10 protein-coding genes and 2 pseudogenes are annotated in these 10943 nt (G+C 69.0%); 5 read left to right on the forward strand and 7 right to left on the reverse strand.

What is annotated here, in order from left to right; translation table 11 throughout:
• Positions 1-361: 361 nt before the first annotated feature.
• Entirely contained in the window at positions 362-517 is a 156-nt protein-coding gene (locus tag BIV23_RS50515; protein ID WP_177240033.1) for a hypothetical protein, read from the forward strand.
• Between the two features lie 9 nt (positions 518-526).
• Here the strand turns inward: BIV23_RS50515 and BIV23_RS25840 are convergent, their stop codons facing one another.
• On the reverse strand, positions 527-1462 hold the full coding sequence (locus BIV23_RS25840; protein WP_071383361.1) for an NADP-dependent oxidoreductase: 936 nt from the start codon (positions 1460-1462) through the stop codon (positions 527-529).
• Positions 1463-1549: 87 nt separating this feature from the next.
• Here BIV23_RS25840 and BIV23_RS25845 point away from each other — a divergent pair, with 87 nt between their 5' ends.
• On the forward strand, positions 1550-2554 hold the full coding sequence (locus tag BIV23_RS25845; RefSeq protein ID WP_218161879.1) for a GlxA family transcriptional regulator: 1005 nt from the start codon (positions 1550-1552) through the stop codon (positions 2552-2554).
• A 289-nt stretch (positions 2555-2843) separates the two neighbouring features.
• Here BIV23_RS25845 and BIV23_RS25855 read toward each other — a convergent pair whose 3' ends face one another.
• On the reverse strand, positions 2844-4100 hold the full coding sequence (locus BIV23_RS25855; RefSeq protein WP_071383364.1) for a hypothetical protein: 1257 nt from the start codon (positions 4098-4100) through the stop codon (positions 2844-2846).
• A gap of 414 nt (positions 4101-4514) precedes the next feature.
• Here BIV23_RS25855 and BIV23_RS25860 point away from each other — a divergent pair, with 414 nt between their 5' ends.
• Together BIV23_RS25860 and BIV23_RS25865 are read left to right on the forward strand one after the other, a co-directional pair.
• Positions 4515-4712: a type II toxin-antitoxin system Phd/YefM family antitoxin gene (locus tag BIV23_RS25860; RefSeq protein WP_071383365.1), complete on the forward strand. Its 198-nt coding sequence runs from the start codon at positions 4515-4517 to the stop codon at positions 4710-4712.
• A complete protein-coding gene (locus BIV23_RS25865; RefSeq protein WP_071383366.1) occupies positions 4709-6055 on the forward strand; it encodes a serine/threonine-protein kinase in 1347 nt (448 codons plus the stop codon). Before BIV23_RS25860 ends, BIV23_RS25865 begins: the two co-directional genes overlap by 4 nt.
• Positions 6056-6167: 112 nt before the next feature.
• Here BIV23_RS25865 and BIV23_RS25870 read toward each other — a convergent pair whose 3' ends face one another.
• The 3 genes and pseudogenes from BIV23_RS25870 to BIV23_RS25875 all read right to left on the reverse strand — a co-directional run bounded on the left by BIV23_RS25870 (position 6168) and on the right by BIV23_RS25875 (position 7575).
• Positions 6168-6521, reverse strand: coding sequence for a hypothetical protein (locus BIV23_RS25870; protein WP_071383367.1), 354 nt, complete (start codon positions 6519-6521; stop codon positions 6168-6170).
• A gap of 163 nt (positions 6522-6684) precedes the next feature.
• Positions 6685-6863, reverse strand: a pseudogene (locus BIV23_RS52165) (helix-turn-helix domain-containing protein); the annotation flags it as partial.
• A gap of 253 nt (positions 6864-7116) precedes the next feature.
• Positions 7117-7575 (reverse strand): MarR family winged helix-turn-helix transcriptional regulator, encoded by a 459-nt coding sequence (locus BIV23_RS25875; protein WP_245790641.1) that lies wholly within the window; start codon positions 7573-7575, stop codon positions 7117-7119.
• A 60-nt stretch (positions 7576-7635) separates the two neighbouring features.
• Between BIV23_RS25875 and BIV23_RS25880 the strand changes: the two are divergent.
• Positions 7636-7854 (forward strand): annotated as a pseudogene (locus tag BIV23_RS25880) (phenolic acid decarboxylase); the annotation flags it as partial.
• A gap of 310 nt (positions 7855-8164) precedes the next feature.
• Here BIV23_RS25880 and BIV23_RS25885 read toward each other — a convergent pair.
• On the reverse strand, positions 8165-8452 hold the full coding sequence (locus BIV23_RS25885; RefSeq protein ID WP_071383368.1) for a hypothetical protein: 288 nt from the start codon (positions 8450-8452) through the stop codon (positions 8165-8167).
• A 376-nt stretch (positions 8453-8828) separates the two neighbouring features.
• Complete coding sequence (locus tag BIV23_RS25890) at positions 8829-9881, reverse strand: PP2C family protein-serine/threonine phosphatase (protein ID WP_079173367.1); 1053 nt, start codon at positions 9879-9881, stop codon at positions 8829-8831.
• Between the last annotated feature and the right edge of the window lie 1062 nt (positions 9882-10943).

A 10943-nucleotide genomic window follows, 5' to 3' on the forward strand; every position in this document is an offset into this window, starting at 1 on the left:
TGACCGTGGCTCTCGAGCACTTGCCCGAAGTCACCGAGCGCCTGCGCGGTGTCAGTGCCGCGCGCGAGCCGAAGCACGAGCAGAACCGGCGCGAACCCTCCTGCTGACTTGGCGCCTCGGGAAGGTTGGCTCCGCCGCGGCAGCCTCCGTCCCGGAGCCGACCGCGACGCCGTGCCGGCGTCGGACGGCTACCGTCGTGCCCCTGCGCGGCCCTGATCGAGGAAGGCCGGCGGCCTGCCCCGCACTCGAGGCCTCCGTGCCACACTGGCTCCAGCGGCCGTCTCGCATCCCCCGTCGAGGCGGCCGCTGCTGTGTCAACCCCGCGGTTCGGGAAGTGTGCCGTGACCTCACCGACCCCCGGATGAACGGGGCATCGTGGCGGGCTCACGATCTGTGGCGGGCCTACGCTGCGCGGGACCGCGCCTCGGTCGCCGAGCACCTCGCGCACCTGGAGGACGACCAGCTGGAGTTCGCCCGGGGCGTGACCGCGAACTTCTACAACGACACCCTCCCTTAAATGCCAAGCTCACTCGGCGACGGTGAGCACCATCTTGCCCGTCGTGCGCCGGGTCTCGCCCCGACGATGAGCCTCGGCGGCCTGCGCCAGCGGCAGGACGCTGTCGATCTCGGCGCGCAACCGTCCCTGTTCGATCAGCGCGGCGACGGCCTGCAGGCCGGTCCGGTCGGCTTCGACGGTGAGCTCGGCGACGCGGACGCCCCGCTGCTTCGCCACCGGTTCGAAGTCCTGGTCCCGCGGGAACACGATGGCGACGAGCGTGCCGCCGCGGCGCATGGTGCGCAGGGAGCGGATGCAGTAGTCGCCGCCGACGCCGTCCAGGACGAAGTCGATGGCGCTCACCGCCTCGGCGAAATCCACTGTGTGGTAGTCGATCACTTCGTCGGCGCCGAGACCGCGGACGAAGCCGTGCTTGGCCGCGCTGGCCGTGCCGATGACGTATGCGCCGAGGGCCTTCGCGACCTGGACGGCGACGTGGCCGGTGCCGCCGGCGGCGGCGTGGATCAGCACCCGCTGACCGGGCTGGACGTCGGCGGTGTCGACCAGGGCCTGCCACGCGGTGAGGCCGGCCACCGGCAGCGCGGCGGCATGCACGTGGTCGATGGTCGACGGCTTGCGGACGAGGTTCCGGGCCGGCGCCACGGCGTATTCGGCGTAGCCGCCGGCGCCGCGGGGGTAGTCGAGCATGCCGAAGACCTCGTCCCCGGGCTGGTGCAGGGTGACGCCGCGGCCGACGGCCTCGATCACGCCGGACACGTCCCAGCCGACGACGAACGGCGGAGCGCCGAGGTAGAGGCCGGTCCTGCGGTGCCGCCAGTCGGTGTCATTGACGCCGACGGCGTGGACCCGGACGAGGACCTCGTTGGGGCCCGGGACCGGGCGGTCGAGCTCGACGGGCGTCAGGACGTCGGGCTCGCCGAGGGTGTGCTGGCTCATGGCGCGCATCAGTGTGCTCCTTCATGCTGGCTGGTGCCCGGGCGGGCGGGACGTGACCAAGCCTGCTGCCTGCGCCGACGCCGCAACATTGGCCGGATGGCCAATGTGTGCAAGGATCTGGCCATGGCCGTGCACCGCGTCGTCGTCCTGGCGTTCCCCCGCGTCTATCCCTTCGAGCTCGGCATTCCCGCGCGGGTCTTCCGCGCGGCGCGCGGCCCGGACGGCGAGCGCCTCTACGAAGTGGCCACCTGCTCGCTGGACGGCGGACCGGTCAGCACCGCCGAGGACTTCGACCTCGTGGTCGCCCACGGCGCCGAGGCGCTGGCCGCCGCGGACACCGTGGTGGTCGCGCCGTTCCAGTGGGATCCCGAGGACGCCGCGGCCGACTCCGTGCTCGAACCGCTGGCCGCGGCGCTGCGGACACTGCGGCCGAGCACGCGGGTCGTGTCGCTCTGCACGGCCGCGGTCCCGCTGGCCGCGGCCGGTTTCCTCGACGGCCGTCCGGCGACGACGCACTGGCAGGAGGCTCAGCGCTGCCAGGAGCTGTTCCCGGCGGTGAAGTGGGACGCGGACGTGCTGTTCGTGGACGACGGTGACGTGCTGACCTCCGCGGGGGTCGCGGCGGGTGTCGACCTGTGCCTGCACATCGTCCGGCAGGACCATGGGAGCGCGGTCGCCAACGGTGCCGCGCGCTACTGCGTGGTGCCGCCCTGGCGCGAAGGCGGGCAGGCGCAGTTCATCGAGCGGGCGGTGCCGGCCGACCCCTCGGCCGCGACCGCGGCCACCCGGGCCTGGGCCATGGCGCGGCTCGACCAGCCGATCGCGTTGGCGGAACTGGCCGGCCACGCCCGGATGAGCGTGCGGAACTTCAGCCGCAGGTTCCGCCAGGAAGTCGGGATGACGCCGGTCGACTGGCTGATCCGGCAGCGCGTGGACCTGGCCCGGCACCTGCTGGAGGCCACTGACCTGCCGATCGACCACATCGCCGAGCGTGCCGGGTTCGGCACGGCCGCCTCACTGCGCCAGCACGTGCGCGCCGCGATCGGCGTCTCGCCGAACGCCTACCGCCGGACGTTCCGGGCTGCCGAGACGACGACGTGACGGCGTGACGCGGCCTGATGTCGGCGCGGGTGCGGGTCGATGAGCCGCGCACGGAGGCGGACCGGGTTCTGGGCGAACTGGCGGAAGCAGAGGCGGTGTTGGAGCGGCGGGCCATTGCCCGTGTGGAGTTGGCCGAGGCCCTGGCTGCGCCGGAGCCGGATGCCGCGGAGCGGCCGTGTCCAGTGCCGGTTCCGGCGGTGGGGCCGCTTCGCTTTCGAGTGCACCCCCTCGACCTTCGCCGGCACCGGCTCCAGGCCCAGCCGCCCGTACCAGCGGTGACGGCCGTTGGTCAAAGGAGATGGCCGGCGGCCTGATGCCAGGCATCGACAGCCTGAGCAATTTGCGATGATGCTCCAGCGGCGGCGGTGATCGCAGCCATCGCGTTCCTGGCACGGTTGAGCCTGCGGGGTTCTTCCGGAGCTACCGCCGCGTCGGCAATATCGGCGGCGCTGTCGAGGAGTTGGGCACGGCGATCTTCAGCAAGCTCCGGTGCTTGCTGAATGGCCTCGGTTAGGCCGCGAAGAGCGGCCGCGACGTCAGTCTCCCCGCGGTCCGCGATGGTCGTGATGGTCGCGCCGATGCTGGTGACCGTGTCGGCTACGGAGATGTGGCTGTTGTTCACCTCGCTGTGGATCGCCCCGACGTTGCCGTAAACAGTGACCGGGTCTCGCCGCTTTCCCTGGCCGGACGCCTCCGCGTAGTCAGGCATGAGCTCCAGTACCTCCGCAAGGTAGTTGATCGCGATCCCAACATAGGCCGCGTGGACCCGAGGGGCGATTCCGGCGGCAATCTCCCGGAACTCCCGTTGTCGTCGCTTGTTGATGGTCGGCCACGGGGTTTGGCCGGTCGCCAGCAGCTCCGCGCAACCGAACCCGTAGGTCGACGCCTGGTACCGCCGGCGGACCTCTGCGGTGAGGAACGGTTCAAGTATGTGCTCGAAGCGGCTCCAGTTCCGAGCACCTCGTACCGAGCCGGGCGGACTGCCCTTCCCCGCCGCTTCGTAGAGCTCAACGCCCTCGTTTACGAGCTGGGCGAGCTGATCGGCGACTGCCTCCGCAGCGGCATCCTCGCGGAGCCGGGCGAACTTGGGCGGGTGCTGGGCTGGGAGGACTGGACGCGGGACTGACCTTCCCCGGCTGTTCGCTAGCGTGACCAGGCCTGCGTGAAGCTTGTCGAGGATCGATGACAACTCGCCGTCGGATGCCCTCCTGAGCCGCTCGTGCCCGTCCCGGTTCAGGACTTTGGCGATTGGCCAGACCGCCTCCGAGATTCCAGCGGTGCAAACCGAACTGCCAGGATCCCCAGGAGGAAAGAAGCGCCAGAGCATCACCGACATGTCGCCGCCCCACTCGTTGATGTCGGACATGAGATCTTCCGCCTCCCCCCTGGACGCTCGCAGCCTTCGCCGCTCCAGGAAAGGGCGCAGGGCCGCCGCGCGAACCGACGCCTGCGCGGCGATGCGTGCTCCGAACTCCGGCACGGCTTCGCTGATCACCCTGCGTGCGACGTCGGGATCGGGCAGCCGGGCGTTGCGCGTAGTTGGCATGTAGACATCATGACCTCGCACCGCCGGGCGTGGTAGTAAATCGCCCATCGGCAAACGATTGATGACAGGCTGCCGACGCGTCCAATGAACCCGCGGAATCAGGGGGTTCGCGGCGGCGCGATGTCAGCCTCCGAAGTCGGCTGCACGGATGACTGGAGTCGGCTGCACGTACTGAGACGAATCGTCAGTTACCCCTGCGGGTAGCGCGACGGCGCAGGAGGATCATGAGCGTCTCGCGTGCGTCCCGCCGCTCCGCTAGCCGGTCAAGAAGGGGAGCGCCGACCTGTCCAGGACGGGCGATGCCCAGCGTGTAGGCCCGTCGACACCGCCAAACCGGCCGAGGATGCGGGGGCCATCTGGTGGCGATCGCTCCGATCCCTTCCTCCATTCATGACACTTCGTCAAACTACATTCATGACCGAGGCGGTATCGATTACCCGTGCGCGGCCGATCCTGGGCGACCTCGCCCGCCGGGTCGCCACCACCCGTGAGCCCATCGTCCTGACCGACCACGGCCGGGCCATCGCCACCATCGTGCCCATGCCCCCAGGGTGCGCCGACGATCCCGGTGGCAGACCCGAGGAAGCGGCCGGAACGGCGCCGGCCGGATGAGCAGCCCACAACGGCGCATCGCCAACCAATACCGTCTGGTACGCGAGCTGGCTGGAGGCGGCTTCGGCCGCATCTGGCAGGCCCACGACGAACATCTGGACGTCGATGTGGCGGTCAAGGAGGTGTGGTTCCCTCCCGCCATCGACCCGGCCGAGCACTCCCGGCGGCTCGAATACGCCGCGCGGGAGGCCCGCAACGCCGCGAAGCTGCGCAGTCATCCGCACATCGTGCCGGTCTACAGCGTCGTCATCGAGGACGATCGGCCGTGGATCGTGATGGAGCTGGTCCGCGGCGGTTCGCTGGCAGACCGGCTGGCGCAGGGCTCGCTGCCGCCGAAGGAGGTGGCCGATGTCGCGGAGGCGATGCTGAAAGCGCTGAACGCGGCCCACAAGGCCAGGGTGGTCCACCGGGACGTGAAACCGGCGAACATCATGCTGGCCGACGACGGCCGGATACTCCTGACCGACTTCGGAATCGCCGCCCACCAAGACGACACCCGCCTCACCACCGTCGGCAACGTCATCGGGACGCCGGAATACCTTGCCCCCGAGCGCATCAACGGCGCGGAGGCCGGGCCCGCGAGTGACCTGTTCGGCCTCGGCGTCACGCTCTACCGCGCAGCCGAGGGCAAATCCCCGTTCCGGCGTGAAACGGACACTGCAACCCTGGGCGCGGTGGCTACGCAGCCGCCGCCGCCGATGAAGAAGGCCGGCGGTCTCGAACCGTTGATCTTCGGCCTGTTGGACAAGGACCCCCCAAAGCGTCTGACTGCCGCTGCCGCGCTGGAGAGGCTGCGCGGTTGGCGGACGGGCCAGAAGCCCCCGGACGACAGCCCGTTCGAGGCGGTCTGGACGGGCAAAGAACCTCTGGACACCTATGCCGTGAAGCCCCCCAATCCTCGGTCTTCGCAGACGTTCGCGGGATGGTTCGGAACAAAGAAGTTTGCAGTGCCTGAGGTGAGATCGGGCTGGGTCTTGCACGTTGGCCCGAAATACATCATGACCACCGACTCCACAGAGCGCCGTGAATTCACTTGGGACCGGATCTTGTACATCTCCATCAGGGAGTTCCGGAACTGGGGTCTCTACCAGTTCACCGTGCTCTACCTGACATTCATGCCAGGCTCCGAGCCTCCCTTGCTGAAGCCGGCGGGATGGCCCTATCCGAAGATGTCTCCCCCCGAAAGCTTCCCAGAAGTCCCGGTCTGCGTCCTGGGCCCGATGACGCCGGAGCAGCGGGCTGAGTTGGCCGAGGCCCTCGGCAGATACGGCGGCAGGCGCTGGAAGCCCTTCGCACGTGCTGCCAATGAGTTCATCACAAGGATTCGTGGATGGAGACGGTGAGCGTGGCCTGGAGACTCGCAGTCGGCGGTCGAGTAGGCCGTGGCGTACCGGTCAGCGGTTCGAGGTCCTGGGGATGGGACGTTGAGCGCGGGCGAGCCGGTGGAGTTCGACCTCACCTCCGACTCTGCGGGCGTCCGCGCGGACAACATCTGCCGCGGCGGGGATGGGACTGGGGCCAGGTCGGGGTTGCCGGGATAGCGTGGGTCAGTGGTGCGAGGTGTTCGTAGAGGGCCGCGTGGAGTGCGGCGGCCAGTTCGCGGGCCCGCTGCTCGCTCTCCACGTCGTACAGCACGAAGTAGACGGGTCCGGCGCAGGAGTCGGGGCGGATCTCGCGGGAGCGGATCAGATGGATCACCGCGGTCCGGACGGCGTCGTACACGGGTGCGTCGATGGCGTGCTGCGGGGCGGTGAGCGCGTCGGCCTTGAGCGTCCAGTGCAGCCCGAGGCGCTCGACGGCGACGAACACGGCCTGCTGTTACCTGGCCGCCTGGTACGCGGCGTTGAACGGCTCCTGGCCCGTCGCGTCCGGGATCAGGTCGGCGGGGCAGGGTGTGGGCAGGGGCTGCATGAGACGCATCGTTCCCGCACCTGCGGGCCTTGGTGACACCGACACGGGGTGCGTTTGGTGTTCAGGCGCCGGGCCGGCTCCGGGGTGCGCCGCCCCGGCCGCGCAGGACGACGCCGGCCTCGGTGAGGATGCGGTGGACGAACCCGTAGGAACGCCCGGTGTCTTCGGCCAGGGATCGGATGCTCGCCCCGCCTCGTACGCCTTCTTCAGCTCGCTCGCGAGCCTGTCGCGTGCCTCGCCGTGATCCGTATGCCCCTGGCCATGACTCGTCTCCTGCTTCGCCGTTCGACGTCCGAGTGGCGATCATCGCGCATCGGCATGGTCTCCGGCAGCCGAAGGCCCGTTTCTCGTACGGACGCCGTGACGTGGGTCATGCGCCCGCCACGCACCCGAGGGTGAGCGGGCGACGCCCGACGACGTCATGGACGTCGCCTTCCATGAGTTCGCCCTGCTGCTCGACGGCGAGCAGGCCCGCACCGCCCTCCGCGAAACTTCAGGAACTGGCCTTGTACTCCATCTCGGCCAGCAGCTCTGCTATCGCGGGTATGGCCGCGCGCAGCGCGTCGCGGCTCTGCGGGCGCAGCGCCTCCACCGCCTCTCGCAGCGCGCCGGTGCTCGCCCGGTCGTACTGGTTCAGCAGCTCCAGCGCTCGCGGCGAGGGTGCCAGCCGTACGGTGCGCAGATCGGTACCGGAGGGACCGCGTTCGACCAGGGCCGTGGCGGTCATCACGCGGACCAGGTTACTGACCGTGGAGGGTGCGACGCGCAGCCGTTCGGCGACCTCCCGAGGGGTCGCCGAACCAGCCGCCGCCAGCACCCGCAGCAGCTCGATCTGTGCCTCCGGCAGGTCAGGCAGGTCTTCCGCGGTCCGCGTCCGCCGCAGGACGGCCCGCCGCAGCGGGCCCAGCAGTCGGCCGAACTCCATTGCGGTGTCCGCGTCACTCATCCCCATGGCGCCATTCTGCCGAAGAGCCGATTTTGCCGCAAAATAGTTTTATGACAAAATGAAGTCATGGCTAACAACGGAAGCCTCACCACGACAGTCGAGCAGCCGATCCCCCTGCAGGACCTCTCCGGCATCGTCGGCCACCGCTTCATCTGCACCTACGCCAACGGCTGGCAGTACGAGATGTACGTCAAGAACGACAGCACCATCGACTACCGCATCCACAGTGGCCACGTCGGCGGCCGCTGGGTCAAGGACCAAGAGGTCGACCTCGTCCAGGTCGACGTGGAACAGCCGTTGGCACTGAGATTGATCATGGTTGCGTAGCAGGTCGGATGCCCGATCGGGGGGCTTGCGTGGAAGACCGGCGACGGGCTGTCGTTTGGGGTTAGGGTCGCCGGGCATGTAGTCGTACGCGAGGTGGAACCCGCGCGATGCCCGAGCGGGTGTGGCACCCCATCAGCAAGCTGGAGTTCTTCATCGACCACACCCGGCGCTGCGCGGTCGACGTGCGGGAGCATCTGGAGACGCTGGAGGAGGCTCGTGCCAAGCCGCACGTCCTGGCCGATGCCGACGTAGCGCGGATCAAGCGGGTCTACACCGAGCAGGCCGGCGATCTGACCTGTTCGAGGAGCAGCCGGAGAAGTGGGCCGTCGGTGGACTCCGCGCCGGCCTTGGCGATCTGGTCGGCGATGACCGAGGGGTCGATGTACCGCAGGGCAGAGCGGGGTTGGATGCCCATGCGCTCGGCGACGGTGTTCACCGCGTGGGCGACCACGTTGTGCACCCCGACGGGCACGACGTCCAGGCCGCGGGTGAGCAACTCGGCCTCGGTCTGCGCAAGGAGGGCCTTGAAGCCCTGGGTGTTCTTGATGTCTGCCACGGCATCGAGCCTACGGCCCGGCGCAGATCGGCCGGGCCCCGGCGACGTACGGCGCTCGTACGGGGGAACAGCGGTGCCCGGGGCCCGGCCGAGGCAGATCAGCGGCGGGGGCGCCAGCGGGTGAACATGCACTGGTCAGCGCCGGCGCCGAGCCTGAAGGGCAGGCGGCGCGGTCGAGCATGAAGGGGCGTGGACGGTCCAGCCGCACCGGGTGCAGAAGGCGCCCAGGTCGCGGTCGGCCTCATACGAGCCACACAGCAGAACGCAGCCGAGCTGGTGGTACACCTGCCAGGTCCGCTTGAGACGTTCGGGGCGAGTTGTAGGGCACGCGAGGGTTGACCCCGGCTTCAAGCACCTCGAACGGGTCATCTCAGGCTCAGCGGATCGGGTGCCGCCGGGCGACGAGGGCGGCGATGTCGTCGTCGAGCTTGCCGCCGCTGTAGGCGATCAGGTCGCGGTGGAGATGGTCGAGGAGCTGGCGGGGAGTCTCGCCGCTCCATGAGCGGATGCGTTCGGCGAGGGGGTAGAAGGCGCCGGAGCGGTCGCGGGTCTCGGTGACCCCGTCGGTGTACAGCAGGAGCTGGTCTCCGGGATGGAAGGGGGCGAGGTCGACGTGGTACCCGTCGCGCACCCACATACCCAGGTTGAGCGGCGGCGAGGGAGCAGCGGGCTGCAGCTCCCGGACCTCGCCGCGGTGCAGCAGCAGCGGGGGCGGGTGGCCGCAGGTGAGGGTCCGGACGACCGGTTCATCGTCCGGGATCTCGGCGAGGAGAGCGGTGATGAAACGTTCAGAGATCTCCGAGCCCGGGACCCCCGGGTACTGGGAGGCGTGGCGGCTCATGCTCGTCTCCAGGCGGCGCGCGAGGTGGGGCAGGTCGGGCGCGTCGTGGGCGGCCTCGCGGAAGGCGCTGAGCAGCGTCGCGGCCGTCTGGATCGCGAGCAGGCCCTTGCCGCGTACGTCGCCGATGAGCAGCCGTACGCCGTGCGGGGTGTGTATCGCCTCGTACAGGTCGCCGCCGATCCGGGCTTCCGCCGCGGCGGCCAGGTACAGGCTCTCGAGCGTGACGTGCCCGAGGTGTCGCGGTACCGGATGCAGCACCGCCATCTGGGCGGTCTCGGCTACCGAGCGGACCTGAACCAGCTGATGGGCGTGGCGGTGGAGCATGCGGTTGAAGAAGACGGAGAACGCCGCAATCGCCCCGAGGGTGGCCAGCTCGGAGTAAGCGGTCGCATCCCGCAGATCATTGAAGTCCGCCATCAGGCCGACAAAGATGGCACACGCGCCCACTCCGATGAGCACGGTCCCCCACAGGGGCAGCAGCGCGGCGGCGGACACCATGGCCGTGATGAGGAGGGCATTCGGCCTGACAGCGCGGGGTGTGAACAGGCCGACGAGCAGGCCGATGACCAGCAGCAGAGCAGGCAGCATGGGCAGCCACCTGCCCCGCGCACCAGCACTGTGCGTGACTCCGCGTTCCTCAGGTGACCTTGCCACCGTGCCGCTCCCAAGGTCGCACAGGCCGCCGATTTGGGTAATTTTATCGCTGTTCGCTCATAGCCTACGAACAATCTGGTGTCCGGTGGCGACGCGCATAGGTGTCATCAGGTCACCGTGCCGCCTATCGACAAGATCGATGGAGAAGGTACACACAAGGTCACCAGGGGGTTCATCATCGGTGTGCTCCGTTTGCATGCCGCTCATCACGGCCGCGATCCCTCTCCTGGGCCAGTTGGACAGCAGCCGGCCTCACTCGCAGCCGCCTGAAGATCCTTGCATTGCCCGTTCGGGCGCCCGCCCGTCGTGCCAGCGGCCGAACGGCCCGAAGGGCTGCTCGGGGTGGCGCCGAGTACGCCGGGTCCCTTCCTGCTGCGGGAGCCACATCTCGACAAGTTGATCACGAGCCACTTGCTCCGACCATGTGTGGCATCCCGCGTTCGGCGTAATGCCTGGTGTTGGGCCGTTTGGCGGGTCATGCCGTGCGAACTGTTGATCACGGCCGTATCAGGAGTCCGTGGGGTGTACAGATTGCGTGACAGGCACCGGTGACGGCAGGGAAACCGGACGAGCCCGGACCGTCGGATCAGTCCAGTCAGGCCAGCCGTCTGCGCCTGGGCGTCGAGCTTGAGCAGATTGCCGAGCAGCTCAGAACACTGGGCCGGGCACAGGAGCGGCTGCATGACCTGTATGAAGCGGTCCTCGCCCGGGACGTGGACCTTTCCGTGTGCTACAGCTGATCGTCGATACCGCGATGGAACTGGTCGGAGCCGGCTACGGTGCACTCGGCGTACTCCCAGGATCTCGGCTGTGGCGCCGGTTTCACCGAGGGCGGGGAAGACGTGACGGGTGCTGTACGTGGCCGCTGTCAGCGTCGGGGTCGCGGGACAGCGAGCGATCGACGACACTCATGATGATCAGGGCGACACTGATGCCGACCATGATCCAGGCGATCTGGTGGAGGCCGTAGTCGGTGACGTGCGTGTGGAACACGAT

This window comes from Streptomyces monashensis, assembly GCF_001866665.1.
Classification (GTDB): Bacteria; Actinomycetota; Actinomycetes; order Streptomycetales; family Streptomycetaceae; genus Streptomyces; species Streptomyces monashensis.